General features: G+C 61.6%; 31 protein-coding genes. 21 read left to right on the top strand and 10 right to left on the bottom strand.

What is annotated here, in order from left to right:
- Positions 1–166: 166 nt before the first annotated feature.
- A complete protein-coding gene (locus IVB07_RS25810; RefSeq protein ID WP_247375655.1) occupies positions 167–1546 on the top strand; it encodes a carbohydrate porin in 1380 nt (459 codons plus the stop codon).
- Between the two features lie 34 nt (positions 1547–1580).
- Here the strand turns inward: IVB07_RS25810 and arsC are convergent, their stop codons facing one another.
- The 3 genes from arsC to IVB07_RS25795 are packed head-to-tail and all read right to left on the bottom strand — an operon-like array spanning position 1581 to position 3038.
- Positions 1581–1982 (bottom strand): arsenate reductase (glutaredoxin), encoded by a 402-nt coding sequence (gene arsC, locus IVB07_RS25805; RefSeq protein ID WP_018458501.1) that lies wholly within the window; start codon positions 1980–1982, stop codon positions 1581–1583.
- Complete coding sequence (locus IVB07_RS25800) at positions 1979–2683, bottom strand: MIP/aquaporin family protein (protein ID WP_018458502.1); 705 nt, start codon at positions 2681–2683, stop codon at positions 1979–1981. The genes arsC and IVB07_RS25800 overlap by 4 nt, the downstream gene beginning before the upstream one ends.
- Positions 2676–3038, bottom strand: coding sequence for a metalloregulator ArsR/SmtB family transcription factor (locus IVB07_RS25795; protein ID WP_018458503.1), 363 nt, complete (start codon positions 3036–3038; stop codon positions 2676–2678). Before IVB07_RS25795 ends, IVB07_RS25800 begins: the two co-directional genes overlap by 8 nt.
- Before the next feature lie 129 nt (positions 3039–3167).
- Here IVB07_RS25795 and IVB07_RS25790 point away from each other — a divergent pair, with 129 nt between their 5' ends.
- The 3 genes from IVB07_RS25790 (at position 3168) to IVB07_RS25780 (ending at position 6200) form a co-directional block, all read left to right on the top strand.
- The gene (locus tag IVB07_RS25790) at positions 3168–3485 is read left to right on the top strand and encodes a helix-turn-helix domain-containing protein (RefSeq protein ID WP_018458504.1); all 318 of its coding nucleotides are present in this window, start codon (positions 3168–3170) and stop codon (positions 3483–3485) included.
- Positions 3486–3535: 50 nt separating this feature from the next.
- Positions 3536–4903 carry an NAD(P)-binding domain-containing protein gene (locus tag IVB07_RS25785; protein WP_018458505.1) on the top strand — a complete coding sequence of 456 codons (1368 nt, stop codon included), beginning with the start codon at positions 3536–3538 and terminating at the stop codon, positions 4901–4903.
- Positions 4904–5018: 115 nt separating this feature from the next.
- Positions 5019–6200, top strand: a complete 1182-nt coding sequence (locus tag IVB07_RS25780) for an MFS transporter (protein ID WP_247364716.1) — start codon at positions 5019–5021, stop codon at positions 6198–6200.
- Between the two features lie 12 nt (positions 6201–6212).
- Here IVB07_RS25780 and fetB read toward each other — a convergent pair whose 3' ends face one another.
- Genes fetB through IVB07_RS25765 form a run of 3 tightly spaced genes read right to left on the bottom strand, consistent with a single transcriptional unit; the run spans position 6213 to position 8643 of the window.
- Complete coding sequence (fetB, locus tag IVB07_RS25775; RefSeq protein ID WP_018458507.1) at positions 6213–7013, bottom strand: iron export ABC transporter permease subunit FetB; 801 nt, start codon at positions 7011–7013, stop codon at positions 6213–6215.
- Positions 7010–7606 carry an ABC transporter ATP-binding protein gene (locus IVB07_RS25770; protein WP_018458508.1) on the bottom strand — a complete coding sequence of 199 codons (597 nt, stop codon included), beginning with the start codon at positions 7604–7606 and terminating at the stop codon, positions 7010–7012. Before IVB07_RS25770 ends, fetB begins: the two co-directional genes overlap by 4 nt.
- Entirely contained in the window at positions 7600–8643 is a 1044-nt protein-coding gene (locus IVB07_RS25765; protein WP_026233598.1) for a Cj0069 family protein, read from the bottom strand. The genes IVB07_RS25770 and IVB07_RS25765 overlap by 7 nt, the downstream gene beginning before the upstream one ends.
- Positions 8644–9124: 481 nt before the next feature.
- Here IVB07_RS25765 and IVB07_RS25760 point away from each other — a divergent pair, with 481 nt between their 5' ends.
- From IVB07_RS25760 to IVB07_RS25735, 7 genes are all read left to right on the top strand, one after another.
- A complete protein-coding gene (locus IVB07_RS25760) occupies positions 9125–9358 on the top strand; it encodes a hypothetical protein (RefSeq protein WP_026233600.1) in 234 nt (77 codons plus the stop codon).
- A 16-nt stretch (positions 9359–9374) separates the two neighbouring features.
- Positions 9375–10283, top strand: coding sequence for a DUF1259 domain-containing protein (locus IVB07_RS25755; protein WP_018458514.1), 909 nt, complete (start codon positions 9375–9377; stop codon positions 10281–10283).
- Positions 10284–10436: 153 nt separating this feature from the next.
- The gene (locus IVB07_RS25750) at positions 10437–10748 is read left to right on the top strand and encodes a conotoxin (RefSeq protein ID WP_240543400.1); all 312 of its coding nucleotides are present in this window, start codon (positions 10437–10439) and stop codon (positions 10746–10748) included.
- Between the two features lie 403 nt (positions 10749–11151).
- Complete coding sequence (locus IVB07_RS40460) at positions 11152–11286, top strand: hypothetical protein (RefSeq protein WP_018458516.1); 135 nt, start codon at positions 11152–11154, stop codon at positions 11284–11286.
- Between the two features lie 90 nt (positions 11287–11376).
- Positions 11377–12126, top strand: coding sequence for a sulfite exporter TauE/SafE family protein (locus IVB07_RS25745; protein WP_018458517.1), 750 nt, complete (start codon positions 11377–11379; stop codon positions 12124–12126).
- Positions 12127–12364: 238 nt separating this feature from the next.
- A complete protein-coding gene (locus tag IVB07_RS25740) occupies positions 12365–12958 on the top strand; it encodes a hypothetical protein (protein ID WP_039800453.1) in 594 nt (197 codons plus the stop codon).
- A gap of 29 nt (positions 12959–12987) precedes the next feature.
- Complete coding sequence (locus IVB07_RS25735; protein WP_026233603.1) at positions 12988–13488, top strand: heme-binding protein; 501 nt, start codon at positions 12988–12990, stop codon at positions 13486–13488.
- 113 nt (positions 13489–13601) lie between these two features.
- Here IVB07_RS25735 and IVB07_RS25730 read toward each other — a convergent pair whose 3' ends face one another.
- On the bottom strand, positions 13602–13862 hold the full coding sequence (locus IVB07_RS25730) for a DUF1127 domain-containing protein (protein WP_083926524.1): 261 nt from the start codon (positions 13860–13862) through the stop codon (positions 13602–13604).
- A gap of 408 nt (positions 13863–14270) precedes the next feature.
- On the opposite strand from IVB07_RS25730, the gene IVB07_RS25725 reads away from it, so the two are divergent.
- From IVB07_RS25725 to IVB07_RS25715, 3 genes are all read left to right on the top strand, one after another.
- Entirely contained in the window at positions 14271–16232 is a 1962-nt protein-coding gene (locus IVB07_RS25725; RefSeq protein WP_247300173.1) for a PAS domain-containing sensor histidine kinase, read from the top strand.
- Between the two features lie 236 nt (positions 16233–16468).
- Positions 16469–16657, top strand: coding sequence for a hypothetical protein (locus tag IVB07_RS25720; protein ID WP_247363431.1), 189 nt, complete (start codon positions 16469–16471; stop codon positions 16655–16657).
- A 263-nt stretch (positions 16658–16920) separates the two neighbouring features.
- On the top strand, positions 16921–17316 hold the full coding sequence (locus tag IVB07_RS25715) for a response regulator (protein ID WP_085352290.1): 396 nt from the start codon (positions 16921–16923) through the stop codon (positions 17314–17316).
- A gap of 36 nt (positions 17317–17352) precedes the next feature.
- Here the strand turns inward: IVB07_RS25715 and IVB07_RS25710 are convergent, their stop codons facing one another.
- From IVB07_RS25710 to IVB07_RS25700, 3 genes are all read right to left on the bottom strand, one after another.
- Complete coding sequence (locus IVB07_RS25710; RefSeq protein WP_026233604.1) at positions 17353–17547, bottom strand: hypothetical protein; 195 nt, start codon at positions 17545–17547, stop codon at positions 17353–17355.
- 657 nt (positions 17548–18204) lie between these two features.
- Entirely contained in the window at positions 18205–18618 is a 414-nt protein-coding gene (rnk, locus tag IVB07_RS25705) for a nucleoside diphosphate kinase regulator (protein WP_247766740.1), read from the bottom strand.
- Positions 18619–18627: 9 nt separating this feature from the next.
- Positions 18628–19119: a GreA/GreB family elongation factor gene (locus tag IVB07_RS25700; protein ID WP_018458525.1), complete on the bottom strand. Its 492-nt coding sequence runs from the start codon at positions 19117–19119 to the stop codon at positions 18628–18630.
- Positions 19120–19597: 478 nt separating this feature from the next.
- On the opposite strand from IVB07_RS25700, the gene IVB07_RS25695 reads away from it, so the two are divergent.
- The 7 genes from IVB07_RS25695 to mnhG all read left to right on the top strand — a co-directional run bounded on the left by IVB07_RS25695 (position 19598) and on the right by mnhG (position 25917).
- A complete protein-coding gene (locus tag IVB07_RS25695; RefSeq protein ID WP_018458526.1) occupies positions 19598–19753 on the top strand; it encodes a hypothetical protein in 156 nt (51 codons plus the stop codon).
- Between the two features lie 163 nt (positions 19754–19916).
- A complete protein-coding gene (locus IVB07_RS25690; protein WP_018458527.1) occupies positions 19917–22838 on the top strand; it encodes a monovalent cation/H+ antiporter subunit A in 2922 nt (973 codons plus the stop codon).
- Positions 22838–23179, top strand: a complete 342-nt coding sequence (locus tag IVB07_RS25685; protein WP_018458528.1) for a Na+/H+ antiporter subunit C — start codon at positions 22838–22840, stop codon at positions 23177–23179. The genes IVB07_RS25690 and IVB07_RS25685 overlap by 1 nt, the downstream gene beginning before the upstream one ends.
- Positions 23176–24807, top strand: a complete 1632-nt coding sequence (locus IVB07_RS25680) for a monovalent cation/H+ antiporter subunit D (protein ID WP_018458529.1) — start codon at positions 23176–23178, stop codon at positions 24805–24807. Before IVB07_RS25685 ends, IVB07_RS25680 begins: the two co-directional genes overlap by 4 nt.
- The gene (locus tag IVB07_RS25675; RefSeq protein WP_018458530.1) at positions 24804–25292 is read left to right on the top strand and encodes a Na+/H+ antiporter subunit E; all 489 of its coding nucleotides are present in this window, start codon (positions 24804–24806) and stop codon (positions 25290–25292) included. The genes IVB07_RS25680 and IVB07_RS25675 overlap by 4 nt, the downstream gene beginning before the upstream one ends.
- A complete protein-coding gene (locus tag IVB07_RS25670; RefSeq protein ID WP_018458531.1) occupies positions 25289–25570 on the top strand; it encodes a K+/H+ antiporter subunit F in 282 nt (93 codons plus the stop codon). Before IVB07_RS25675 ends, IVB07_RS25670 begins: the two co-directional genes overlap by 4 nt.
- Positions 25567–25917 carry a monovalent cation/H(+) antiporter subunit G gene (gene mnhG / locus IVB07_RS25665; protein ID WP_018458532.1) on the top strand — a complete coding sequence of 117 codons (351 nt, stop codon included), beginning with the start codon at positions 25567–25569 and terminating at the stop codon, positions 25915–25917. The genes IVB07_RS25670 and mnhG overlap by 4 nt, the downstream gene beginning before the upstream one ends.
- Positions 25918–26030 lie beyond the last annotated feature (113 nt).

Genomic DNA, 26030 nt, shown 5'->3' with positions numbered 1-26030 from the left:
CAAAAGTGAACATAGTACCGCCTCGCGCATGCGGTAGTTAACAGCGCGCGAATCGGATTTCCGCGCCGGCGCACATTGTTCGACGGCCCGCTTGAATGTCGGGCAGCGGCGTGCGTCATTGATCGCTCGGGAGGTGAGCGTGGCCGCCAGAGCAATCAGGTATTCGATGCGGGCGTTGATCGTTGCGGCTTGCCTGGTCGCGGCTGCCCAGTCCGCGGCTCAGGAAGACAAGAAAACCGACGACGACAAGCCTGCCGATCCCGATACAGGCGAGAGCACCATCGAGGAGAAAACGCTCGGGCTGCTGCCGAACCCCTGGCAAAAGTACGGGGTGAAGTTTGCGGCCACCTATATCGGCGAGGTGCTCGGAAATCCGACCGGCGGTCTGAAGAAAGGTGCGGTCTACGAAGGCAGGCTCAATCTCGCCGTCGATCTGGATTTCGAAAAACTCGTCGGCATCGACAAGCTGACCTTTCACGCCAACATGTTTCAGATCCACGGCGAAGGCCTCTCGCGCTCGAATCTGCAGAATTTCTTCGTCGTCAGCGGGATCGAAGCGTTGCCCTCGACGCGACTCTACGAGGCCTATTTCGAGAAGCAGTGGGGCGACAAGAAACTATCGCTCAAGCTCGGGCAGCTGGCGGCCGACAGCGAGTTCTTCAATACCAAGTACACGGATGTGTTCACCAACGCCTCGATGGGTTGGCCGGCGATCACGTCGCTTGCTTTGCCAAGCGGCGGGCCGTCGCCGCCCTTGGCGGCCGTGGGCGCGCGCCTCCTGTGGAACGTGACGGACCAGTTGTCCGTCCTTGGCGCGATTTTCGACGGCGACCAGGCCGGGCCCGGTTCCGGCGATCCGCAGGAGCGTAACCGGTATGGCGTCAATTTCCGGGTCAACGATCCGCCGCTTCTGCTCGGCCAGGTTCAATATGCCTGGAATAACAGGAAGGGTGACCCGAACTTGACCGGCCAGTTCAAGGTCGGTGGCTGGCGTCATTTCGGATCGTTCGGGGATCAGCGCTTCGCATCCAACGGCGTCTCGCTGGCCGCGCCAACGAGCAGCGGGGAACCGCGGCTCTTGTCGGGCGATATTGGAGCCTGGGCGGTCTTCGAGCAGCAGATTTATCGGGTGCCGAACAGCGACGATCGCGGCATCGGCATTTTCGCACGCGTGTCCGGCGCGCCGGCTGACCGCAATCTGGTCGATGTCTATGCAGATGGCGGCGTCGAGCTCATCGGGCTCAGCAATGCACGCCCCGACGACAAGTTCGGCATTGCCGCCGGGTATGCGCATGTCTCAAAACGGGCCCAGACGCTCGACGCCGATTATGCCAGGTTCGTCGATCCGCGCTGGCCGGTGCGAAGCTTCGAGGGGCTGCTCACGGCCGTCTATCAATACCAGATCAAGGATGGCTGGACCGTTCAGCCGAACTTTCAATACATCGTCCATCCCGGTGGCGGCGCGACGGCTCCGGCTAGTCCGCTGCCGGGACGGGCATTGCGCAATGCCTCGGTTTTCGGATTGCGCACGACCCTGAAATTTTAAGTCGAGGCAAACGCGAGTGAGGCCATGTCGGCAATCATCGCGCCTCGACCACCTCGCCATCCTCCTTCACGAACCGGCCGACGGGATTGTCCAGGAGATCGATGACGGCTTCCGAGGGCCGGCACAAGCGTGTGCCCTTGGGCGTCACCACGATTGGACGGTTGATCAGGATGGGGTGCGCGAGCATCTGGTCGATCAGCTCGTCGTCCGACCATTTGGGGTCGTGGAGGCCGAGCTCCTTGTAGGGCGTGCCTTTTTCCCGCAGCAGCGCGCGAACGGAGATGCCGAGGGCCTTGACGAGCTCGACGAGCTTTTCGCGCGACGGCGGCGTCTTCAGATATTCGATCACGTCGGGCTCGACGCCGCTTTGCCGGATCATCGCCAGCGTGTTGCGCGAGGTGCCGCAGGCGGGGTTGTGATAGATCGTGACGCTCATAAGGTAGTCTCCGCGATTGGGATGGGGCCTCGCGCCTGGGGCGGTCCGAGCAGCCAGTTCATCAACAGCATGGCGGCAAAGGCTCCGCAGAGCTCCGCGAGAATGAATCCGGGCAGGTCGGTGGGACGTATGCCCGCGAACGTGTTGGTCAATGACCTCGCGATAGCCACGGCCGGATTGGCGAACGAGGTCGAGGCCGTGAACCAATAGGCCGCCGTGATGTACAGGCCGACCAGCCAGGGGACGGCCGCCCGCTGGAAACGGATGCCCGCGACGATCGTCGCGACCAGACCGAAGGCGGCGACGGCTTCGGCGAACCATTGCGGTCCCCCGGTTCGCACCTTCGCCGAGAAATCGAGCAGCGGCAGCCCGAACATCAGATGCGCCGCCATCGTTCCCGCGATGCCGCCGGCAATCTGCGCGACGACGTAAAGTGCGGCGTCGTTCACCGGTAGCTCGCGCTTGCCGGTGAAGACCAGCGTGACGGCCGGATTGAAGTGCGCGCCGGAGATCGGTCCGAGCACGGTGATCAGGACGACCAGAATGGCGCCGGTCGGCAACGTGTTGCAGAGAAGCGCAAGCGCGACATCCTTGGTCAGCGTCTCCGCCATGATGCCGGAGCCGACCACGGTGGCGACGAGAATGCCCGTGCCGAGCGCCTCGGCCGCGAGGCGGCGCGGAAGATCGAATTGATCAGGCACGGCTCCGCTCCCTTCGTCTCGGCTTGCAGCAGGCTTGCAGGGTTTCGACGACCGGCTCGCAAACTTCCGGCCGCCCGCCGCAGCAATCCCGCAGCAGGAAGACCGCAACGTCGCGGAATTCGGTGAGGTTGGCGCGGTAGACGATCGAACGGCTGTGCCGCTCGGAGGTGACGAGGCGCGCGCGCGTCAGGATCGACAGATGGGCAGATAGCGTGTTCGATGGGACTTCCAGCAGGCGGGCGAGATCGCCCGCCGCAAGGCCATCGGGCTCGTGCCGGACAAGCGTTCGGAACGCCTCCAGTCGGGTCGGCTGGGACAGCGCGGCGAGCGCCAGGACGGCTTCTTCTGTTTCCATATATCCAGACTTATGGAACTAATTGGAACGCGTCAATCCGGAATTCCATGGTGGGCGACCGAATAGTTATTTCGAATATTCTAGAAATATGGTTTGACAGTTGACATCGGCAGGCGCATCGTGGCGGCCATGAAGATCGACGACGCAGCAGCACGCCTCGAAGCTTTGGGTAACCGGACGCGACTCCAGATCTACCGGGCCCTGGTCCGGGCCGGGCACTCCGGCATGCCCGTCGGTCGCTTGCAGGACAAGCTGAAGGTACCGGCGTCGACCCTGTCGCATCACATCAAGACCCTGGTCTCGGTCGGGCTCGTCAGCCAGGTCCGGGAATCGACGACTCTGATTTGCCACGCAAACTTCGACGCGATGCGGGGTCTGGTCGATTTCCTGGCGGCGGAGTGCTGCGCAGACGAAGTCGGATGCAAGACGACGCAAACGGCGGCGTGATTTTTTTGGCTGATATTGTTCGATGAATTTAGAAGTATGGGAGAAGCCGAATGAACGCTAAGACGGTCGCCATCATCGGGGCAGGGCCTGTCGGACTCGCAGCAGCTGCGCACGTCCTGGAGCGTGGCATGTCACCCATCGTTCTGGAGGCAGGATCCGAAGCGGGGCACGCGGTGCGCCAGTGGCAGCAGGTCCAGCTCTTCTCGCCGTGGGAGTACAATGTCGACAAGGCCGCCGCGCGCCTGCTCGCGCCGACGGGATGGAATTCGCCGGACCCGAGCGCCTATCCGACCGGCGGCGAGCTGATCGATCGATATCTGACGCCGCTTGCGACGCGAACGCCATTGCGCGAGGTGATCCGGACATCCAGCCGTGTCTCCGCTATCAGCCGCGTCGGCTTCGACAAGGCGAAGACGAAGGGGCGTGAGCTGGCCCCTTTCGAAATCCGCTACCAGAACGGCAAGGGCCCCGAAGTGCTGCGCGCCGATGCGGTGATCGACACATCAGGTACATGGTTCTCGCCCAATCCTGCCGGAGGTAATGGTCTGCCCGCGATCGGCGAGCGTGAATGCGCTGGCCACATCGCCTACGGCATGCCCGATGTCCGGGGGGCCGGTCGCGCCAGATATGCCGGGAGGACCGTTGCGGTGCTCGGCGCTGGCCACTCCGCGGTGGGCACACTGATCGATCTCGTGCATCTCGCGGGCGAGGCGCCGGGGACGCAAGCTATCTGGCTGTTGCGCGCCGCCGATCCCGCCAAGGCGTTTGGTGGCGGCCGGAATGACAAGCTCGCTGCACGCGGAGAGCTCGGCAGTGCGTTCGCTGCGCTCGTTGCCTCCGGCAAGATCAGGGTGGAAACCGAATTCGGCGTCACGCATCTGGCTGAGACCGAGGGCCGCCTCGAGATCGCGGCCGGCTCGGGTTGCAGCGGACGGAGCGTGATCGTGGACGAGCTGATCGTCTCGACGGGCTTTCGTCCCGATTTTTCGTTCCTGTCCGAATTGCGCCTGCGGCTCGATCCCGCTATCGAGGCGCCGGTCGCCCTGGCGCCGCTGATCGATCCTAACGAGCACAGCTGCGGCACCGTGCGCCCGCACGGCGCCCGCGAGCTCGCGCACGAAGAGCCGGGCTTCTACATGGCGGGCATGAAGTCGTATGGTCGCGCGCCAACCTTTCTCATGATGACAGGATATGAGCAGGTGCGCTCGATTGCGGCCGATCTCGCCGGCGACAAGAAAGCCGCCGCAAGGGTGGAGCTCGTGCTACCGGAGACCGGCGTCTGCACGCGCGGCGGCGTCGAAGCCGCCGGCGCCGTATCAGGATGTTGCGGTGGGCCGGCGAAGCAGGAATCAACGGCCTGTTGCGCCGCCGACGAAGCAGCAAAGAAGGCCGGCGCTTCGGGGTGCGGTTGTTTATGAAGTCGGTTCTTGCAGCTGATGCCGGAGAGTTATCCATTGTGGTTCGTGCGCCGTTTCGGCGTGGGGGCGGGAGGACAGCATTCGTAACTTGAGCGGCCGGTCTCTGATCGCGGTGATGTGCATCGGCCAGGTCGGCAATCTGCTGCCGCACGTGACGCTATCCGCCAATCTGGCGCAGCATCTGATGCCGACGTGGGGCCTCTCGGCGGCCGAAGGCGGCTTGATGGCGAGCGGTTACGCGTTCGGCTACATGCTCGCCGTGCCCGTGCTGACGACATTGACCGACCGGATCGACGCACGGCTCGTCCTGCTCTGGGGTTCGATCGTCAGCGGGCTGGCGACCGCAGCGTTCGGAATCTTCGCGCAAGGGTTTTGGTCCGCGACCGCGATCTGGTCCCTGGCAGGGCTTGGATTTGCCGGCGCCTACATGCCGGGCCTGAAGGCGCTGACGGATCGGCTTCCCGCCGGCGATAGTTCACGCGCCGTCACGCTATACACGTCGAGCTTCTCGGTCGGCGTCGGTCTCTCGTTCCTGGTCGCGCAGCTGATCGCCGACCGTTGGGGATGGCGGACCGCCTTTCTTGTCACCGGCTTCGGTCCGATCGCGATGGTCGTCGCGTGCCTTCTGATGCAGGAGCAGCGGCCCGCGCCGAAGGCGGGGCGTCTGCTCAACTTCGCGCCCGTCTTCGCCAATCGCGAGGCGCTCGGATACATCTTCGGCTACGGCGCCCATTGCTTCGAGCTCTACGGCATCCGCACCTGGCTGGTCGGGTTTTGGACCTTCGTCGTCGCCCATCAAGGCGCCCCGTCGTGGTTGAGCCCCGTCGTGCTGAGCTTCTGCTTTGCGGTGATCTCGATGCCGGCCAGCATCCTCGGCAACGAGGCCGCGCTGAAATTCGGGCGCCATCGCGCGATCACGGTCGTGATGATCGCGTCGGCTTGCGTCGCGCTGGTCATCGGCCTCAACGCGACAGCGCCGGCATGGGTGCTGGCACTGCTGCTGCTCGTCTATGGCCTGACCGTGCCGGCGGATTCGGGCGCATTGACCGCCGGCATGTCGGCCGCGGCTGTGTCCGAACATCGCGGCGCGACCCTGGCTCTGCATTCGACGGTCGGCTTCGGCCTGTCGGCGGTCGGCGCCTGGGGCACCGGCGCCGCCCTCGATGCAGCCGGCGGCCCGCAGAGCGCGACCGGCTGGCTCTTGGCGTTCAGCGTCCTCGCGGTCGGGATTGCACTGGGGCCGCTGGCGCTGCTGTGGGCGCGGAAGGTGCAGCTTGGTGGGGCGAAGTCGATATGAGGTCGCGCAATTCTACTCGGCGGTGGAAAATCGATCGAGGCGCAATCGATGCCGATGATCGGTCAGAAGGCGAGCGCCTCCCGTCACGGCGGCGAGCGTCCCCAATCCCGTCCCGCCGGCGATCAAGAACATGATCAAGAGTTGATACTTGACGGCGTCGATCGGTTCGACGCCTGCAAGGATTTGACCGGTCATCATCCCCGGCAAAGAGACAAGGCCGATCGCAGCCATGCTGTTCATGATTGGCGTGAAGCCGCTTCTCAATGCGTCCCGCAGGACCGGCAGCAACGCCTGATACCGGGTACCGCCAAGAGCAAGGCAAGCTTCGACGGCGGCTCGTTCGCGCACCAGTGTATTCGTCAGCACGTCCAGGCCCAGGCTTATTCCCGTCATGGTGTTGCCCAGGATCATGCCCAACAATGGCAGCGCATAGCGCGGATGATACCACGGATCCGGACGTAGCTCCGTCAGGAGCGCGAACATCGTGACGGTACCGGCCGCCAGCAGCATGCATCCCGCTCCTAAGCCATAGCTCCAGATACCCGGCAGGCGTCGCTTTTGCCGAGCGACGATTTCCCGTGACGCGAAGAGAACCATGATGACGGCGGCGAGGGCGGTCCAGAGCGGCGAGACCGCGGCAAACAGGAACGTCAATACGTATCCAACGAGCACCAGCTGAAGCACCATCCGCACGGTGGCGATGGCCAGCTGCTTTTCAAGCTTGAGGCGGAGAGCGAGCGAGAGAGCGCCGTCCATGACGACAAGGAGCGCGGGCAGAACCAAATCGCCGTATGCCAAGTGAATGTAATTCACGGCCGATTGTCCTCGATCCCGCCGTCGGCATTCATCACAATGACCCTCGACCCGACGCGGCAGGCCTGGGCGTTGTCGTGAGTGCTCCAGACGACACTCGTTCCGTTCGAAATGCGTTCCGCGATCAAAGATTCCACTGCCGCCGTCGATGCCGAATCGAGGGCCGATGTCGGCTCGTCCAGGAGAAGAACCCGCGACCGCAGCATCAGCGCCCGCACTAGCCCCAGCCGTTGTCGCTCGCCGGTCGACAGTCTTTGGACCGGCCAGGGACCGCAACTGCACGGCAACCCCAGTCTCATGACCAGCGGTAAGGCATCATCCCAGCAGCTGAAGTGATCTTGCACGATGTCTGACCACCAGCCCGGCTCGGCAGCGAGGTAGGTCACCCGCTTGCGCCAAGCCGGAGCGGGCATGGCCTCCCTGAGCGTTCCGTCCAGTTCGACCATTCCTTCGTTGGGATCGAGGTCCGCGATCGAGCGAAGGAGCTGGGTCTTCCCGGCGCCAGAAGGCCCTTGCAGGGCGACGCATTCGCCGTCCTGCAAGTCGAATGAAACGGAGAGGTGCAAGCGCTTGAGCGCGCGGACCGTCAGCATGTGTCAAAGCTTCGCCGGAGCCGATCGGCAACTCGCCTCGCGATCTCCGCCGGCGCCTCGTCCGGATAAGGATGCACCGAGCTGACATTGATCTCGCCGAGGACATAGCTGTCGGTCCCGTCGGGAAGGACCGGACCAAGCATGAAGTCGGCGTCCCAAATCGCAGGCAGGTCAAGTCGCGCAATATCCAGCAACGACGTCAGCTGGGGCGTCCACTCGTCTTCCATCAACCGACGCAGCCGCTGGAAACGCGGCTCTGCGTTCGAGGTGTAGAGGCGCGGTCCGGCCTCGGAACGGGCGGCCGGCGAGTCGACCAGGGCTTTGACCTTGTGATAGCCGAAGCCGGCACAGCGATCGCCCGCCATGTAGCAACGCACCACGCCTTCGCTTAAGCGAGGCTGGAATGGTTGGTCGATCACGCTGCCGTTCTCGAAATACTCCGCGCAACGACGGAGAAAATCATCCAGCGTCAGTTCCTCGGGCGCGTCTTTCGTCGCGTCCAGCACCTTTATCATGGAGGAGGTCGGCAGACTCTCGACCTTCCAGACGCCTTGGCCGCCATTGCCCCGGTTGCGCTTGATCACGCGCGGACCAGCGGCGAGCCGTGTCGGCAACTCGGCGCGCATGGCCTCGGCGCTTTGATATAACGCCGTGTCGCATCCCCAGCCCATCGAGCGGGTACGATAGAGTACCTCCTTGGTGCCCATCTTGAGGATGACATCGGGATGAGCGCTGACCCACACGCCCTGAGCCGCGACGTCTCGCAGCAATGCGTCGAGACCAGCGCGATCTCGACGGTCTTGAATGGGGTTGACCCAGACCAGCACGCCGTCAATCGCGAGCAATTGTTCACGAACGTCCTCGGCGAAGCTTTCATCATAGATCGCCGGCTGGGCTTCAATGCCGACGGCGGCGAGTGCTTCGAAGACGTGTACGAAGCGGCTTTTTTGCGCCGTCGCATCCCGCCGCGCGGCAGCGTCTCCGCGTGAGAGGATGGCGACGGTGTGTCGATGAGAAGGGTGTCGTTCGATGTCCATGCGCAAGCTCCACGAATGGCGTGCTGCGCAGAGCTTGGACCGAGGCCTCACGGGGAGTCTGCTTTGTCCCCACGCAAAGGACACTAGCGGGGCCGTCCGCGAGTTTCAAGACATGGCTGGCGCGGTTCCGCGGAGCGGTGAATTCTTTGTGACGTTCGTCGGCGACTTCGGTGGGCCGCCCGAAGCCTACGCCCGTTGACAGCCGCCGCCCTCGGGTTTTTACTTGGGGTTCGGGGATGTGCGATCTCCCCGTGAGGCGACATGCCCAAGCATCGCGTCCTGATCACCAAGGGCGCACCATGTCATCATACTTTCCTCGATTGCATCCAGCAGACTGGCTCGATTTCTCGGCACGGCGTCCGCGCCGGTCGCATCGCTGTGCGCATTGATGCCCGCGGCCTGTTGCGCCGTGTTGGCACCGAGTAGGGGAAGATCGCGAAACGGACTTCACTTGGGGCAGGACAAGACCAGGAGAATGATCATGCGAACACGAGCAATCTTCCGCACGGTCCTGTTGCTTGCGATCGCGGGCGTGCTGTCGAGCGCGCACGCTCTGACACAGGAGGAGTTGGTCGCCAAGATCCAGGCGGCCGGCTACGCGCAAGTCAGCGATATCAAGTCGACGGCTGAAGGCGTCACCGCCAAGGCGGTGAAGAACGGCAAGGCGGTGACGCTGGTCGTCGACAGCAGTGGTCGGGTTAAAGAGCGAAACTAAGCCGAGGAGTAGCACGATGAAAAGAATCATCTGGGCCGTGGTCGGCATTGGCGTCTGCCTTCTTGCATTTCGCTTCGGCCCCTTCATCCCGGCATATGCCCAGGATGCCGACTGGCAGAAGGTGGACGAGACCCTGGGCCGCAAGCCCGCCGTCTCGGACGACGTCCGCCGTTTCGGCTTTCCCCGCACCGATCTCTCCGTGACATTGGACGGCGTCGCGATCAAGCCGGCGCTGGCGCTCGGTGGCTGGATCGCGTTCAAGCCTGCGCATGGCGGCGCCATGGTCATGGGCGATCTTGTGCTGCTCGAAACCGAGATCAATCCGGTGATGGCGAAGATGATCGCGAGCGGGCTCGAGATCACCGCCGTGCACAATCATCTGCTGCGTGCGAGCCCGGCGACGTTCTACATGCACGTCGCCGGACATGGCGACCCGGTCAAGCTGGCCGCGGCGATCCATGATGCCCTGGCCGAAAGCAAGACCCCGCTGACGGTCACGGCGCCGGCGAATCCGCCGCCCGCCATCGACCTCGACACGGCGAAGCTCGACCAGATCATCGGCGTCAAGGGGCAGGCGAACGGCGGCGTCTACCAGTTCAACGTGAAGCGGCGCGACCCCATCACGGAGGACGGCATGCTGTTGACGCCCGTCGCCGCCATGGGTGTCGCAATCGCCATCAACTTCCAGCCGACGGGCGCGGGTAGGGCGGCCATCACGGGCGACTTCGTGCTGACCAGCGACGAAGTGAACCAGGTCATCCTCGCGCTTCGGACGCACGGCATCGAGGTGACCGCGCTGCACAGCCACATGCTGGACGAACAGCCTCGGCTCTTCTTCATGCACTTCTGGGCCAACGACGATGCCGTCAAGCTTGCCGAAGGCCTCCGCGCGGCGCTCGACAAGACGGCGAGCACGAAGAGCTGATGCGAGGCGGGAGCTGCGCGCGAAGAGGTTCGGTGAAATGCGAGCCGGCCAAATTCACGCGCAAGTATCGCATTGCAGCACTGAAACGGCTCCGACCGTTCCGAACCCAAGCTTGTATCGGTCGTTACCGTTCTACGAACGGAGGAGGTAGGCATGCGTGTCCTAGTGATCACCGCGGCAGTATTACTGTCTTGTACGCTCAGTCCCTCACGCGCCGACGAGACGGCTCCTGCACGTCAGGCGCAGGCGACCGTTCCGGTGCAGCCGGATCGAACTCCCGAGCAAGCTGAACAGGCCCGAGACCAAGACAGGAAGAACGCCGAAGACGTTAAGATCGAACGTGATTGGAAGGCGCAAGGCGGCACCGATGGCGATCGCGCCGGCCGAGCCAATCAATCGGATCAGGATCATCAAACGGTGGGACGTGATTGGCGGGCCCGGCCAGACAACGCCGAGCGTCGTTGAGACAAAATCGAATCCTCTGCGGTCCAAGCCGACAGCGACATATATGGGTGACACGATCACGAGCACCAGCAGGTGACGAGAAGCTTGGTCGGATCCGCGCCGTCTAGTGGTTAGAAACAAAGCTTCGACGGCATTGACAAATTCGACCGGCGCGTAATATTTGCCTCACGGGGAAGCGATCTCCCCGCGAGGCGACATGCCCAAGAATCGCGTCCCGGTTTCGACAAGGACGCTGCATGTCTTCCGTTTTCCGATCCCCTCTCCAAGCCGCTTTATCCGTCTCGCGCCCGCCAGGGCCTCGCTGTCGGCGGTGGGATCACCGTGCCGACGGACTCTGCCGGGCGGGCAGCGATCGTGAACCATCCAACTCGAAATTCATCCGTGATCTCAACGGAGGACTGCCATGACCTACGTCATGAAGCCGCTGTCGTGCGACCCGAGTCGAATCCGCGGCATGTCGGACGAAGTCCATTATCGCTTCGTCTACGACCAGGACGGCACGCTTCGAAGCTATTCGATGGGCGAGCGAAGCATCTGACATAACAACTGACGATTCGGGGATACCGAGACCTCCCCGTGAGATGGAGTCCCATCCAAGCGCTCGCCACCTCGATCCGGGGACGATCATATGGACGCACTTGGCTTCGCTATCTTTGCTCTTGCCGCCCTTGCCGGTGGCTTCGTCAGCGGCTTCTCTGGCTTCGCGATGGGCCTGGTCGTCTCTGGTGTCTGGCTGCACATCATCACGCCGATCCAGACCGCCACTTTGATCGCGGGGTACGGTCTGCTCACCCAAGGCTACGGCATTTATAGGCTGCGACATGTCCTGGATCTGCGCAAGGCATGGCCTCTCGCGCTTGGAACAGTCATCGGCATTCCGATTGGCGTTGAAATTCTCGTCTATCTCAATCCCCTCTATCTGAGGTTCGGAGTCGGTGTGTTGTTGATGATTTACTCCATTTACGGCTTGGCGCGCCCTGTGTTCGCGCCCATGAGAATCGGCACCGGAGCAGACATCGCAATAGGCATCTCGAATGGGATGCTTGGCGGGTTGACGGGGCTCGGCGGCGTGATCTCCACGATATCGTGCCAATGGCGCGGTTGGCCGAAGGATTTGCAGCGGGCCGTGTTTCAGCCGGTGCTGTTCATCGCCTTCGTGGTCATCTCCTTGTCCCAGGCAGCGGCCGGCTCCATTACCAGGGAAACACTGGTGCTGTACGCGTTGGGCGTTCCCTTCATGGTCGCCGGCCTTTGGTCCGGCTTCAAGATGTTCGGGACCATCCAGGACGAGACCTTTCGCAAGGCTGTGTTGGCACTGTTGCTGTTGGCGGGGCTCTCGCTGGTCGTCTCGACCCTCCCTTTTTCCGCTGATCGATAAGGGCATCATGCTATTGAAGCGACTGGGCGCCATCGCCATCCCGAACGGACTGAACAGCGATTTCGATCACGCCGCGTTCGATCCGAAGACGCGCCGCGTCTTCACGGGGGCCTCCTCGCATTCTCCGATGAGTGATGAGTGCAGATCGAGCGCGGCAGGCCGCGCGCGAATTCAATCTTCTGCATGGGCCAGGCTTGCGCTGCCATCCATGCTGGCTTTGTTGATGGGAGGAAATGCCATGGCCGAGACCCTGAATTTCGACAGCGCTGCTGTCGGAACTTCGCCCGACGGGTGGACTTTGACGATGACCGGCAAGGGACAGCCGAAATGGACCGTCGAGGCCGAGGCTACGGCGCCAAGCAAGCCGAACGTTCTCAAGCAATCCGGACGGGCGACGTTTCCCCTCGCCATCAAGCGCGATACGTCCATCCGTGACGGCTTCGTCGAGGTGAAATTCAAGGCCGTTGCCGGCTCCGAGGATCGCGCCGCGGGAGTCATTTGGCGTGCGAAGGATGCCGACAATTACTACGTGGTCCGGGCTAACGCGCTGGAGGACAATGTCGTTCTCTACAAGACGATCAATGGCGTTCGAATGTCGCTCGAGATCGTGGGTCGCAGAGGCGGCTATGGCGTCAGCGCGCCGGTGTCGTCCGGGCAATGGCACCTGCTGCGCTGCGACTTTGCAGGAAGTCGGTTCAAGGTGAGCTATGACGGAAAGCAATTGTTCGAGGTGGAAGACGCCACCATTCCGGACGCGGGCATGATCGGCCTGTGGACCAAGGCAGATAGCGTGACCCTGTTCGATGATCTGACATATGGTGAGAGCAAATAGGCCTTTGGTCACCTATGCCGGAGATTGCCATGAACGTTCGATGCCTGTCGGTCGCGACGGCCCTGCTGATTGCGTCCATCTGCCCAGTACGGGCGGAGGAAGGTCTGGTCGCCTACAAATCGCTCGGTCCAGAACTGGCGCTCGATCTTGCGCGCGCTGCGTTGGCGAACTGCCGCACCCGTGGATACCAGGTTGCAGTTGCCGTCGTCGATCGCTTCGGCGTCACGCAAGTGATGTTGCGCGATCGCTTTGCAGGCCCTCACACGCCCTCGACGGCAGCAGGCAAGGCGTGGACAGCAGCCTCGTTCAAGACCAGCACGACCGAGCTCAATGCGATCAGCCAGCCGGGGATGATGCAGGCGGGCATTCGCAACCTTCCCGGAGCGGTCGTCATTGCCGGAGGACTGATCGTTGAAGCCGGCGGCTCCCTGGTCGGAGCGGTCGGCGTGTCCGGCGCGCCGGGCGGTGACGCGGACGAAGCGTGCGCGAAAGCCGGAATTGATGCCATACGCGACAAGCTGGACTTCTGAGAAGACGTCAAGATCGCGGTCAAAAAGTCCTTCGGCCTTTCACGAGCCTGGCGGCCGTCTGATCCACAGGGACAAGCAGACGCGCCGCCTTCGCACGCGCAGGTGTGGGGCGCTCACCGACAGGAATCGACAATATCCGATTTGTCGCGCCAACCTGAGAAGTAACACCGTCGAGCTTCCCCAACGATTGTTCTCGACAAGCCGATGTCCGCGAGAAGCCGGTCATCCAGTTCGAGAAGCTCGTCGTATTGGCGGCGCCGTGTGATGCCGTCCAGCAGCGCGAGCGTGAGTTTCCAGAACCATGCAGGGCTTGGAGAAGGAACGAAGGCTGCGCTGGATGTGCCGATTGAGCCAGTGGTGCTGTCGCAAGACATGTTTCACCTCCATAATGGAGCGAAACAACGCTTGGCTCGAAAGCTGGTCGGGCGGTTGTGTTTGACCCGATGGCCTTTTCTATCATGCTCGTCTCTGCCGCACAAGCGATCCGCTGATCTGGAAGCTGGAGGCGTCGCTGGAGTGCCGGTCATGCTGAAAGGAACGTTCGGCGCCGCCCGTCCACTGGATCAAGCTGACCGCAACGCGAAGCATCACACCCTGCAAATGAGTGTATCCGACCGAGGAGCACTGATCGGAGCGCCGCCTGATGGTTAAGATCCTCGCTCCCTCAGTGGTGCAACTGAGATCCAGATTCCGACAGAGGCATGCAACGCACGAAGCAGCACCACGGAACAATAAAAAGACTTCGCGGTTAAACGGTCTCCCCCGACACCGGAGTCGACCATTTGCAAGCCCATCAGTCAAAACTTGACGGGATCGACGATACTGCGCGCCTTCAACTGCTCATCGACGCAATCGTTGATTACGCCATCTACATGATCGACCTCGACGGCACAGTCCGCAGCTGGAACTCCGGTGCCCAGCGGTTGAAGGGCTACTCGCCCGACGAAATCATCGGCAAGTCGTTCGCATCCTTCTATACGCCAGATGATCGCACCAATGGGCTTCCAGAGCGCGCCTTGAGCGTCGCAGCACGAGAAGGCCGCTTCAGCGCCGAAGGATGGAGAGTCCGCAAGGACGGAAGCCGTTTCTGGGCATCGGTCATCATCGATGCCGTCCGCAATCAAGCCGGCGAAGTGATCGGCTTCGCCAAGGTCACGCGAGATGTTACCGAACGTCAGGAAGCCCATGAAGAGCTTCTCAATAGTGAGCGGCGCTATCGCCAGCTAATCGAGGCCGTGGTCGATTACGCGATCTTTCAGCTCGACCCACTGGGCAACGTGACAACCTGGAATCCCGGAGCAGAGCGGATCAAGGGCTACGCGCCGCCGGAGATCATCGGTCAGCATTTTAGCGCTTTTTACACGCCCGAAGACATCGAACTCGGTGTGCCCAAGCGTGCGCTTTCAGAGGCGGCGGAGCATGGTCGCTTCGAGGCGGAAGGCTGGCGTTTGCGAAAAGACGGCTCCCGCTTCTGGGCGTCGGTCATCATCGATCGCATCACGGACGAGGCCGGAAACATCGTCGGGTTTGCCAAAGTCACGCGCGACGTTACGGACCGGAAGCGCGCCGAGGACGAGCTCAAGCACGTTCAGGAGCAACTCGCCGCATCCCAAAAGCTGGAAGCGGTGGGGCAACTCAGCGGTGGCATCGCGCACGACTTCAACAATCTGCTCATGATCGTCCTTGGCAATCTCGAAACAGCTGAGCGGCACGCCAAGGCGCCCGGAGCCAATCTGAACCGGGCGCTCGCAAACGCGAAGCGCGGCGCACAGAGAGCCGCGGCGTTAACCAGTCGCTTGTTGGCATTTTCGCGCCGACAAGCGCTCGATCCCAAGCCAATCAACGTAAACAACTACGTCAATGGCCTGCAGGAATTCCTTCAGCGCACGCTCGGAGAGCGCATCGAAGTCCAGACCGTCGGAAGTGCGGGTCTTTGGGAAATCGAAGCCGACGCCAATCATCTGGAGTCAGCCATCGTCAACCTGGCAATCAACGCTCGTGACGCCATGCCCGACGGCGGAAAGCTGACTTTGGAAGCAGCCAACATCTCCGCCGACGATGATTACTGCCGGCTCAATCCTGAACTGGCGCCCGGTCAGTACGTCGCCATTTGCGTGACTGACACCGGAGGCGGAATGTCGCGCGACGTTCTCAGTCACGCTTTTGAGCCCTTCTTTACGACAAAGGAGCCGGGCCACGGCACCGGCCTTGGCCTGAGCCAGGTCTACGGCTTCGTCAAGCAATCCGGAGGCCACGCAAAAATCTACAGCGAGGTGGGGCAGGGCACCACCATCAAGATGTACTTTCCGCGCTTCTCCGGAAGCACACGGCCCGAAGAAATCGCACCTGAGGAAATTGCCGAGGGTGAGCTATCCGAGACCGTTCTCGTCGTCGAGGACGATGAGGATCTGCGCGTCTATATTTCTGACGTCCTGCGGGATCTCAACTATCGCGTCCTCTCGGCCCGCAGCGCTCAGGCCGCTCTGACCATTCTCCTGCAAGACGACTCGAAGGTGGACCTTCTTCTCACTGACGTGGTCATGCCGGGGATCAATGGTCGCGAACTCGGCAGGCGCGCGCATCAAATTAGACCGGGACTGAAGATCCTGTACATGACGGGCTATTCGCGTAATGCCGTGGTCCATCAGGGAAGGCTTGATGAAGGTGTCAACCTGCTGGAGAAGCCAATCTCGCAAGCAAAACTGGCGCTGAAGGTGCGAGAGATTCTGGATCAGTTTGAATGACCAGGGTCTGACCAGCGGTACTATCCTGACCGCTGGCCGGCGGCGGCCACCGTAGCACCGTCCGTTCTCTGGGGCCTTAGCCGTCATCCCTTCCCTGACTGCCTGGTGCCTCAACGGGCACCAGGATTCCCATACTGCGCTCACCCTGAGGGAGTGGATCGGTAGCCGGACTTCCCCGCTTGACCTTTTTTCGCGCCGTGAGATTTTTAAGGGTCCGAAAAAAGCCGGGGGCGGCGATGAAACTGTTGAACGAATACCTGGAGCGTGCCGTCGGTCTGGAGAAATTGGCGGCGGGCGAGCAGGATTCGACCTTCAAAACTCAGCTGTTGAACCAGGCCGCGGCTTACAGAAAGCTGGCGGCAAAGCGCGCCTTGGAATACGGACTGCCGCCACCAAGCCCGCCAGAAGACGCGCCGCAGCCCTGAGAGAGTTAAAAGATCGATCTGGATCAGGGCCGCCTGCGGCCGTGCGGCTGGTCAGCGAGGGCGACGAGGCCCGGTGACGCATCCTCCAAGAGTATGTCGCGGGCTTTCGCGAATTGATCGGGAAGTTGCGCAAGAAGCTGCACTCCCGAAGTCGAGCTGACATCCGTTGGGCGGGGGACCCTTGCTCCCTGTGTTCAAAATGGAACATAACTCTTTATCGCGAGTTCCTTCCCGATCGCACAGCGGGGTGCGCAGGGGGCCACATGCAAGGGACGGGAGTTACTATCCTCGTCGTCGAAGACGAACAGCTTATCCGCGACATGGTGGCCGACGCATTGTCAGATGGCGGCTTTGAAGCCGAAGTCGCCGTCAGCGGGGAGGATGCAGTTAGTCTTCTGCAGGGCAACCAAACCAAGTATCGCGCACTCGTTACCGATATAAATTTGTTCGGAAAGCTCGATGGCTGGCAAGTCGGCCATCGCGCCAGGGAGCTAAATCCGGACATCTCTGTGATTTACATGACAGGCGCGGCGGCCGATCAATGGCCCGCCCACGGCGTGCCCAACAGCATCTTGCTGACCAAGCCATTTGCACCTGCGCAAATCGTGACCGCCGTAGCTCAACTTCTGAATACCGGAACTCCGCCCGCTCAGTCCTGAGGGGAGTGGACGAAGCCTTCTCCGACCGAGGCAGCCTTAGTTCTTCGTCAAGGGCTTGGGCGGCTCTTCGGCCATGGCCTCGACATCAATGGCAGGAAGCTCGCCAGTGCGGTCTTTCAGGTCTGCCGCACGCTGGACCAAGCCAGCAGCGACCGTGGGATTTTTTGTTGTTTTTGCCATGCGCAGCAATGCCGCTGCGGCCTCACGGGCGAACTGATTTAAGCGCGACACGGTTGGACATCCGACACTTAGCTGACGTGGAATGATTCAAGGGTCGAATATTCGTTCCGAATTCGGCTTAAAAATGCGCGCACGACACAAGAAGGGCTTCAGCTCGGGGCTGGGCCAGCTGAGGTCCTTCGTGTGTCGGCACCACGTTATTGGAGCGCGGTTCCGAATGATGCCCAACTAAAGAGGTGGTTCTTGGTTCCCGGTTATGAGCCCAAATTTCGAGAAAAAAACGGGCCCCAGCTCGCGGGGCTATTGGGGGGCATGGAGCTGGGGCCACTCGGGGTCGCCCTTGGGGAAGGGCATCGGGAAAACTTGGCAATCGCAGGAATGTTCCTGTCTTTTCCAAAGAGCGAGTGTGTAGATCAACCGCACGGCCGCGACTTGAGACGTCCTCGTGAAGGACTTCATGACCCCCTGAGCCCCGGTCCTCCGGGGACACACCGCGTTGCAAACTCGCTATGATGGATCGAAGCCGCGCAGAGTCGTTGGGCGACCAGTCCTGCAATAGTGAGAGGCGCGGTGATCCACAGCGCTACGAAACCAAGGCGTGTGCGCTGTCGAATTCATACGAAAGGGCCAGATCCGGGCGCGACGCCCCCGGGACTACGCGCCCACATCGCAAGACGGCGATGCTCGGTCTGACTTAACGTACGTGCCTTATTCGGACACAGCGAGAACGGTCAGGCCCCTGGTGCGCTTGTGGGGCGTCTCGAAGTCGATCCGCTGCCCCGGCGATAGGCCGATCAAAGCCGCTCCAACAGGCGTCAGGATCGAAATCCGACTGAGCTCGATGTTTGCCTCATGCGGATAGACCAGCACGATCTCTCGGCTCGCACCCGTCTCGTCATCGCGATAGGTCACTTTCGATCCCATCCTGATCACGCCTCGCAAGTTGTTCTCGTCCGTCACCGTGGCACGTTCCATCTCTCGAGCCAGAAAATGGGCCACTCGCGGAAACAGATCCATGCTCGAATTGGCCAAGGAACTGAGGCGCCGTGATTCGTCCTCAGTAATCTTGATCGGCGGCAACGCCGACTGTTCTCGCCGGCTCTCAGCTTCGAAATTGCGCATTGGTCGCTCCTATGCTGCAGTTGGTCCGGGGTCGTCATCGAACGGGTTGCCTGACCGCGTCGGCCCTCTCCGGAAGAATGGGACGACCTTTGAATCCGATGGGGTCAGGCTTTGGACCCTGACGACATTCAGACATCCGGCGACGAAGTACGGCATCTGATCGCCGACCCGCAGTCCGATCAAAGCTGTACCCAGCGGGGTCAACACCGAAATGCAGGCGGGATCCGACCAGCACTCCTCGGGCCAGACCAGTTGCACGGTGCGACGCGGAACGCCCCAATTCGTGCAATGGGTGACCCATGATCCGATCGTCACGAAAGGACGGACGTTGTCCGTTTCGTCCGCGACGATATCGGCGCGGTTGATTTCGCCCATGAGGAATATCCCGTCCAAATCTCCTTTTTGGACGGCGAGGCGGGCGAGCTGTTCGAGCCGCGGATAGTCTGATGAGGTCAGTGCGATTTTCGGAAGAGGCAGCACGGCGCACTCCTTCTGCTTCAAGACGACCTCTCGAGTGGAGGTCACGAAAGCTGGAAAAGAGCCCGGACGGCGCGAACACCGTCCGGCTAACCGCCTGCTTGGAGGCGGCCGGCGTGAAGAGCAAAACGCGCGGTGCGCGCATCAATGTCGATGTCATAAGCCATGTTGCTCTGACTATAGTGGTTCATTTCCCTGGAAACATTGCGACGAAACCGCACAGCACCTGTACACGCGAAATATCGAGAGGAGACAAGGAGCGTCATTGAAGTGAGACATCGAACAATCACGCGGGTCTACCCAGCTGCGCAAGAACGTGCGTCGAAGATTACATCGCGTGGGATGGACAGGCTGACGTTGCTGCAGGCGAACGCTCTTGTCGCACCGGTAGGCCCCGGGCGGCGGTTTGACGTGAATGTGAGCCGTAGTTCTACAGAACCATTATTATAGTCGGCATCGATCGCTTGCACCTGGCGATGGAACACTGAACGGGCGCCATGACATGCGATACCGCTTCGAGGTCAGCCCAGCTGAGGACACCGAGCCGGTCGAGATGAGTGGCTGGCGGGGGATCGCGCTCTGCGGATTCTGTGCGTTGCTGGGCGCTCTCGCCGCCGTCGTTGCCGCCGCGACTGGCACCCTTCCACACTGGATCTGAACCGCTCGATCGCGGAGCCAGTGTCCGCGGGAATGGCGGTTTCCGGCCAAACCATCACAATGGCGCTAAAATCTAGCAGTGGAGATATCGATCCGCCTCGGCTAAGCAATTGAGGATCAGCGAAAGCATCTCTCCACCTCGCAGCCTGGGGCAATGAACGCAAATGTTCCTGCTTGCCGTTCTCGTCCTTCCTTTCGCGGGAAGCTTTATTGCGGCACTTTTGCGGGTCAATGCACGCAACGCTGAGGCATGGCTCGCTGGAGCGGTCGCACTTACAGCTTTTTGCCTCATCGGCGCGGCTTATCCGAACGTGACGAATGGTGGCGTTGTCGGGTGGCGAACGGACTGGGTCGCTGAACTTGGACTCGCATTTGTGCTGCGGCTTGACGGGTTCGCATGGGCCTTCGCCATGCTGATCACCGGCATCGGTTTTCTGGTGGTGCTGTATGCCCGGTACTACATGTCACCCAGTGATCCCGTTCCGCGGTTCTTCTCCCTGCTGCTCGCCTTCATGGGAGCAATGCTGGGAATCGTGCTCTCCGGCAACCTGCTCCAACTGGTTTTTTTCTGGGAGCTGACCAGTCTCTTTTCATTCCTGCTGATCAGTTACTGGCACCACAACGCGGCGGCGAGAGACGGCGCGCGGATGGCGCTGGTGATCACGTCGACGGGTGGGCTTTGCCTCTTCGCCGGCGTGCTGCTCATCGGGCACATCGTCGGCAGCTATGACCTGGAGCAGGTGCTGGCTTCCGGAAACGCGATCCGTTCGCACGCGCTTTATGTCCCCGCACTCGTTCTAATCCTTCTCGGCGCTCTCACAAAAAGCGCCCAGTTCCCGTTTCATTTCTGGCTGCCGCACGCGATGGCCGCTCCAACTCCCGTTTCAGCTTATCTCCATTCGGCAACAATGGTGAAGGCCGGAGTGTTCCTTCTAGTGCGGCTCTGGCCGGCAATGGGTGGAACGAATGAATGGCTGTGGCTGGTGGGCTCGATCGGCCTGATCACGTTTTTTCTGGGCGCCTTTCTCGCCGTGTTCCAGCAGGATCTGAAGGGGCTATTGGCCTACTCGACGATCAGCCATCTCGGATTGATCACGCTTTTGACCGGACTCGATACCCCATTCGGACAGATCGCGGCGATTTTCCATATCATGAACCACGCGACCTTCAAGGCATCGCTGTTCATGGCGGCCGGCATCATCGATCACGAAACCGGCACGCGCGACATCCGCCGCCTTAGCGGGCTATGGGCCTTCATGCCGATTACGGCGACGCTGGCCATGGTGGCTGCCGCGGCAATGGCGGGAGTGCCGTTGCTGAATGGTTTTCTGTCGAAGGAAATGTTTTTTGCCGAGACGATCGAGGTCCATGACAATTCCCTCGTCGATCAGGCGCTGCCGTACATCGTCACTCTCGCCAGCACGTTCACGGTTGCCTATTCGCTGCGCTTCATTCGCGACGTGTTCTTCGGCCCGGCTCCAACCGGCTTGCCACGCGTTCCACATGAGCCGCCCCTGTTGATGCGACTTCCGGCCGAACTGCTCGTGCTGGCATGCCTCATCGTCGGTGTCGCGCCGGCTCTCACAGTGGCGCCGATCCTCGATACGGCTGCCCGGGCGGTTCTCGGCTCCGCGATGCCGGAGTACAGCCTTCGTCTCTGGCACGGAATTACGCCTGAACTTCTGATGAGCATCGTAGCGATGGCCGGTGGGTTGGGCGTCTACGTCATGCTGCGCTCCTACCTGCTCGCGCATGAGGGACCGCCCTTGCTCGGTCGCATCAATGGCAAGCGGATCTTTGACTGGGTGTTGGTGACATTGTCCTGGCGGTTTGCGCGATGGCTCGCCACCAATCTCGGCACGAGGCGTCTCCAACCACAATTGAGACTGTTGGCTGGCGTGGCGTTCGTCGCTGCTCTGCTGCCCCTCTACGCCCGCGGCCTCTCGCTGACGGGACCGTCAAGGAGGGAATTCGACCTCGTCTTTGGACTACTCTGGGTGGTGGGCGTTGGCTGCGCGGTGGCGGCCGCGGTCCAGGCCAAATTTCATCGGGTGGTGGCGCTGATACTGCTCGGGACCGCGGGTCTCGTCACCTGCGTCAGCTTCGTCTGGTTATCCGCTCCCGATGTCGCGCTGACGCAGATCGTCGTTGAGACGGTTACGACGGTTCTCCTGTTGCTCGGCTTGCGGTGGCTGCCGAAACGCATCGCGCGACCAGGCCCGGCAGAGGCGCCCGACAGCATTCGGTGGCACCGCGTTCGCGATTTCTCCATCGCGCTCCTCGCCGGGCTCGGTTTGGGCACGCTTGCGCTGGCGGCCATGCAGCTCCCGGACAACCACAGCATTTCGCGATACTTCGTGGAAAACGCCTACACGAAGGGGGGCGGAACCAACGTGGTGAACGTCATCCTGGTGGATTTTCGCGGGTTCGATACGCTCGGCGAGATCACCGTGCTTGCGGTCGTCGCACTGACCGTCTTTGCGCTTTTGCGCCGTTTCCGTCCGGCCCCCGAAAGCATTCCCGTTCCCGAACAGCAGCATGCCCAGGATGCCCACGACGAGGCTCATCCCGATCGACAGAAGGGCGACACTGCCAAAGACACGCTTGCTACCGCGGCATTGATGATGGGGCTGCTGTTTCCCGTGATCGGCGTCGTGGCCATTTTCCTTCTCTTGCGCGGGCACGACCTTCCGGGCGGCGGCTTCATCGCCGGCATCGCCATGGCAACAGCATTCATCCTGCAGTATATGGCTCGCGGCACGGTGTGGGTGGAAGCTCGTCTTCACGTCATGCCGGTGCGTTGGATGGGTTTCGGCCTCTTGCTGGCAGGGTGTGCGGGAGCTGCCGCCTGCGTTTTCGGACACCCCTTCCTGACCTCGTACTTTGCATATGCCGAACTGCCTCTGCTCGGTCGCGTCCCCACGGCCAGCGCTCTTCTCTTCGATATCGGTGTGTTCTCGCTCGTCGTCGGCGCCACGGTATTGATGCTCATCGCAATCGCGCATCAATCGCTGCGTCGCTATGGCGTGCCGCTCCAGGCGGGGCAACGCGCGCACGATGAGCGAGCGAAAGAGGAGTTGGTGTAATGGAGCTTAGCCTGGCCATCGGCATAGGTGCGCTTACGGCGTCCGGAGTGTGGCTGATCCTCAGGCCGCGCACGTTTCAAGTCATCATCGGGCTTTCGTTGCTCTCTTACGCCGTCAATCTCTTCATCGTGGCCATGGGACGGGTGCGGACGGGAGCGCCGGTGCTGATCGCAAAGGAGATCGGGGATGCAACGAAACATGCTGACCCGCTACCACAGGCGCTCGTACTGACTGCAATCGTCATCAGTTTTGCGACGACGGCGTTGTTCCTTGTCGTTCTCCTCGCGTCGCGCGGCCTGGCTCGCACCGATCACGTCGATGGTCAGGAGCCCGAGGCGTGAGCGGAATCGCAAATCTCGTCGTTGCGCCTATCGTCCTGCCCCTGCTTGCCGGCGCAGGCATGCTGCTCTTGAATGGAGAGCGGCACCGCAACATCGTGGCTGCGGTCAATGTCGCCGCAACGGTTGCACTCGTTTGCGTCGCGGTGATCTTGCTCGGAATGTCTGATTCGGGTCACCCCGGAATCAGGGAAGTCTATCGCCTGGGCGATTGGCCTGCTCCGTTCGGAATTGTCCTCGTTCTCGATCGGCTCTCCGCGCTCATGCTGCTCCTGACCAGCATCCTGGCGTTGGCGTCGGTTGTGTTCTCTCTTGCCCGTTGGCACCGGACAGGCGCGCATTTTCATCCGCTCTTTCAATTTCTGTTGATGGGCCTCAATGGTGCCTTCCTGACCGGCGATCTCTTCAACCTGTTTGTCTTCTTCGAGTTGTTGCTGGCCGCTTCGTACGGACTTCTGCTGCATGGTTCCGGTCTTGCACGGGTGAAGGCCGGGTTGCACTACATCGTCGTGAATCTGGTCGCGTCTCTATTGTTCCTGATCGGGGTCAGCCTGATCTATGGCGTCACCGGGACGCTCAATATGGCGGACCTCTCGGCGCGGATACCTGCAATCGCTGCGGAGAGCCGCGGTTTGCTCGAAGCAGGCGCCGGCATGCTGGCCGTGGCCTTCCTGCTCAAGGCCGGCATGTGGCCTCTGTGTTTCTGGCTGCCGACGGCCTACGCATCTGCGAGTCCACCGGTGGCGTCGATCTTTGCGATCATGACCAAGGTCGGCGTATATATCATCCTGCGTCTATCGCTGTTGCTTTTCGGTGAGGGCAGCGGCGCGTCAGCGGGCTTCGGCAGTGACTGGCTGTTGTGGGGCGGGGTGGCGACGATCGCCTTCGGAGCAATCGGCACATTGGCATCCCAGGACACCGCCCGTCTCGGCGGCTTTTCGGTGCTCGTATCCTCCGGAACCGTGCTGGCAGCCACCGGGACCGGGCAAGTCAGTGTCGCCGGCGGAGCACTGTTTTACCTGGTCAGCTCGACTCTCGGCATCAGCGCGTTCTTCCTTCTGGCCGAACTCATCGAGCGCGGCCGCGAACCCGGAGCTGACGTGATCGCCGTCACGCGAGAAGCTTACGGAGAAGACCACGGTGCGGACGATACCGAAGAGGAAGTCGGCATGGCCATTGTGGCCACGATGGGATTGCTCGGCGTCGCCTTTATCGGATGCGCCCTGGTCATCGCCGGGCTTCCGCCGCTGTCGGGGTTCATAGCCAAATTCGCGCTGCTGACGGCGGCGCTTCATCCTTCAGACATGCATCCGGGCGGTGCCGTTCCCGGCAGTGGATGGGCGCTCCTGTTGGCGCTCCTCGTGTCCAGTTTTGCGGCGTTGGTCGCGCTGACCCGAGCAGGTATCCGCTCCTTCTGGGCCTCGCCAGATCGCACCGTGCCGCGTGTGCGCCTGATCGAAATGGCGCCCATCATGTTCCTGTTGATCATTTGCGCGACCCAGACAGTGCTCGCCGGTCCGGTGATGCGTTTCATGCAGGCAACGGCGCAATCGCTGCACGCCCCGGCGGGCTACGTCAGCGACGTCCTGGAGATCAGCGTCCAAGGCAGCCGAAAGGCGGGTGGCGAATGACGCGATTCCTGCCCTTTCCGCGGGTGAGCTTCTGTCTTCTCGCATTGTGGCTGCTGCTCAATCAAGCAGTCACGGTCGGACATGTCCTCCTCGGTTGTGTGATCGCGCTCGTCGGCGGGCGGATCCTCACCGTGCTGGAGCTGCCAAGCACGCACGTCAGGCGACCCGGCGTCCTTCTCCGCCTGTTGGGATTGGTAGCGATTGATATCATCCGCTCCAACTTGGCGGTTGGCCGGATCATTCTCGGCTTTGGGCGCCGGCAGCGAAAATCCGGGTTCGTGAACATTCCGCTCGACATGCGCAATCCCTACGGACTGGCCATGTTGGCTTGCATCATCACCTCGACGCCCGGAACGCTGTGGGTGAATTTCGATGCACAGAAGGGCTTGTTGATGATCCATGTTCTCGACCTGGTCGATGAAGCCGAGTGGATCCGCACGATCAAGCAGCGCTACGAACGCCATCTGCTGGAGATATTCGAATGAGCCAGCTCTTGCTGATCTACGCGCTTGTCGCCGCACAGGTACTTCTGGTGTTGGCTATCGGCTGTGGCGCGGCTCGCATCTTTCGGGGGCCGCGAGCACAGGATCGCGTTCTGGGTTTCGACACGCTGTCCGTGAACGCGATGTTATTGCTTCTGACGTTCGGGATTCGATCCGGCGAAACGCTCTATTTCGAGGCGGCTCTGGCCATGGCCCTCTTCGGTTTTGTTGGTACGGTTGCGCTAGCGAAGTTTCTGCTGCGCGGCGAGGTGATGGAATGAACGGCATCGAACACCTGCCGCCCTGGGCTGCGGCTCTCACGGCATTTCTCCTTCTTGTCGGCGCCGCCGCCACACTGGTCGGTTCGCTGGGCCTTTTGCGGTTCGGCACATTCTACGAGCGGGTCCACGCGCCGACGCTCGGGACAACGCTGGGCACCGTATTCATTGCAGCTGCTTCAATCGTTTGCTTTTCGGTACTTCAGAGCAGGCCCGTGCTGCACGAAATCCTGATCATCGGGCTTGGCGTGGTAACCACGCCTATTGCGCTGACCGTATTGGTGGGCGCAGCGCGATTTCGCGATACCGCCGAAAAGAGTGCGCAAGTTCGCGGACCAGAGGGCAATTAGCGCGAGACGCGCGATTTTTTGGTTCCTTGACCGGCCAGTCGGTCAATCCAGGCTAAATGTCGCATTTGATTTCCTGCATCGCATGCCCACCTCTAAGTACATGATGCATGACG

Source organism: Bradyrhizobium sp. 172 (assembly GCF_023101065.1).
Taxonomy (GTDB): domain Bacteria; phylum Pseudomonadota; class Alphaproteobacteria; order Rhizobiales; family Xanthobacteraceae; genus Bradyrhizobium; species Bradyrhizobium canariense_D.
The sequence above is the reverse complement of the archived record's forward strand: the minus strand, read 5'-3'. Positions and strand labels throughout refer to the sequence as shown.

What these genes read in the sequence shown, in the direction of transcription:
- IVB07_RS25810 (WP_247375655.1), top strand. Translation starts at nt 167, where the DNA reads ATGCGGGCGTTGATCGTTGCGGCTTGCCTGGTCGCGGCTGCCCAGTCC.
- arsC (WP_018458501.1), bottom strand. Translation starts at nt 1,982, where the DNA reads ATGAGCGTCACGATCTATCACAACCCCGCCTGCGGCACCTCGCGCAAC.
- IVB07_RS25795 (WP_018458503.1), bottom strand. Translation starts at nt 3,038, where the DNA reads ATGGAAACAGAAGAAGCCGTCCTGGCGCTCGCCGCGCTGTCCCAGCCG.
- IVB07_RS25790 (WP_018458504.1), top strand. Translation starts at nt 3,168, where the DNA reads ATGAAGATCGACGACGCAGCAGCACGCCTCGAAGCTTTGGGTAACCGG.
- IVB07_RS25785 (WP_018458505.1), top strand. Translation starts at nt 3,536, where the DNA reads ATGAACGCTAAGACGGTCGCCATCATCGGGGCAGGGCCTGTCGGACTC.
- IVB07_RS25780 (WP_247364716.1), top strand. Translation starts at nt 5,019, where the DNA reads ATGTGCATCGGCCAGGTCGGCAATCTGCTGCCGCACGTGACGCTATCC.
- IVB07_RS25770 (WP_018458508.1), bottom strand. Translation starts at nt 7,606, where the DNA reads ATGCTGACGGTCCGCGCGCTCAAGCGCTTGCACCTCTCCGTTTCATTC.
- IVB07_RS25765 (WP_026233598.1), bottom strand. Translation starts at nt 8,643, where the DNA reads ATGGACATCGAACGACACCCTTCTCATCGACACACCGTCGCCATCCTC.
- IVB07_RS25760 (WP_026233600.1), top strand. Translation starts at nt 9,125, where the DNA reads ATGCGAACACGAGCAATCTTCCGCACGGTCCTGTTGCTTGCGATCGCG.
- IVB07_RS25755 (WP_018458514.1), top strand. Translation starts at nt 9,375, where the DNA reads ATGAAAAGAATCATCTGGGCCGTGGTCGGCATTGGCGTCTGCCTTCTT.
- IVB07_RS25750 (WP_240543400.1), top strand. Translation starts at nt 10,437, where the DNA reads ATGCGTGTCCTAGTGATCACCGCGGCAGTATTACTGTCTTGTACGCTC.
- IVB07_RS40460 (WP_018458516.1), top strand. Translation starts at nt 11,152, where the DNA reads ATGACCTACGTCATGAAGCCGCTGTCGTGCGACCCGAGTCGAATCCGC.
- IVB07_RS25745 (WP_018458517.1), top strand. Translation starts at nt 11,377, where the DNA reads ATGGACGCACTTGGCTTCGCTATCTTTGCTCTTGCCGCCCTTGCCGGT.
- IVB07_RS25740 (WP_039800453.1), top strand. Translation starts at nt 12,365, where the DNA reads ATGGCCGAGACCCTGAATTTCGACAGCGCTGCTGTCGGAACTTCGCCC.
- IVB07_RS25735 (WP_026233603.1), top strand. Translation starts at nt 12,988, where the DNA reads ATGAACGTTCGATGCCTGTCGGTCGCGACGGCCCTGCTGATTGCGTCC.
- IVB07_RS25730 (WP_083926524.1), bottom strand. Translation starts at nt 13,862, where the DNA reads ATGTCTTGCGACAGCACCACTGGCTCAATCGGCACATCCAGCGCAGCC.
- IVB07_RS25720 (WP_247363431.1), top strand. Translation starts at nt 16,469, where the DNA reads ATGAAACTGTTGAACGAATACCTGGAGCGTGCCGTCGGTCTGGAGAAA.
- IVB07_RS25715 (WP_085352290.1), top strand. Translation starts at nt 16,921, where the DNA reads ATGCAAGGGACGGGAGTTACTATCCTCGTCGTCGAAGACGAACAGCTT.
- rnk (WP_247766740.1), bottom strand. Translation starts at nt 18,618, where the DNA reads ATGCGCAATTTCGAAGCTGAGAGCCGGCGAGAACAGTCGGCGTTGCCG.
- IVB07_RS25695 (WP_018458526.1), top strand. Translation starts at nt 19,598, where the DNA reads ATGCGATACCGCTTCGAGGTCAGCCCAGCTGAGGACACCGAGCCGGTC.
- IVB07_RS25690 (WP_018458527.1), top strand. Translation starts at nt 19,917, where the DNA reads ATGTTCCTGCTTGCCGTTCTCGTCCTTCCTTTCGCGGGAAGCTTTATT.
- IVB07_RS25685 (WP_018458528.1), top strand. Translation starts at nt 22,838, where the DNA reads ATGGAGCTTAGCCTGGCCATCGGCATAGGTGCGCTTACGGCGTCCGGA.
- IVB07_RS25675 (WP_018458530.1), top strand. Translation starts at nt 24,804, where the DNA reads ATGACGCGATTCCTGCCCTTTCCGCGGGTGAGCTTCTGTCTTCTCGCA.
- IVB07_RS25670 (WP_018458531.1), top strand. Translation starts at nt 25,289, where the DNA reads ATGAGCCAGCTCTTGCTGATCTACGCGCTTGTCGCCGCACAGGTACTT.
- mnhG (WP_018458532.1), top strand. Translation starts at nt 25,567, where the DNA reads ATGAACGGCATCGAACACCTGCCGCCCTGGGCTGCGGCTCTCACGGCA.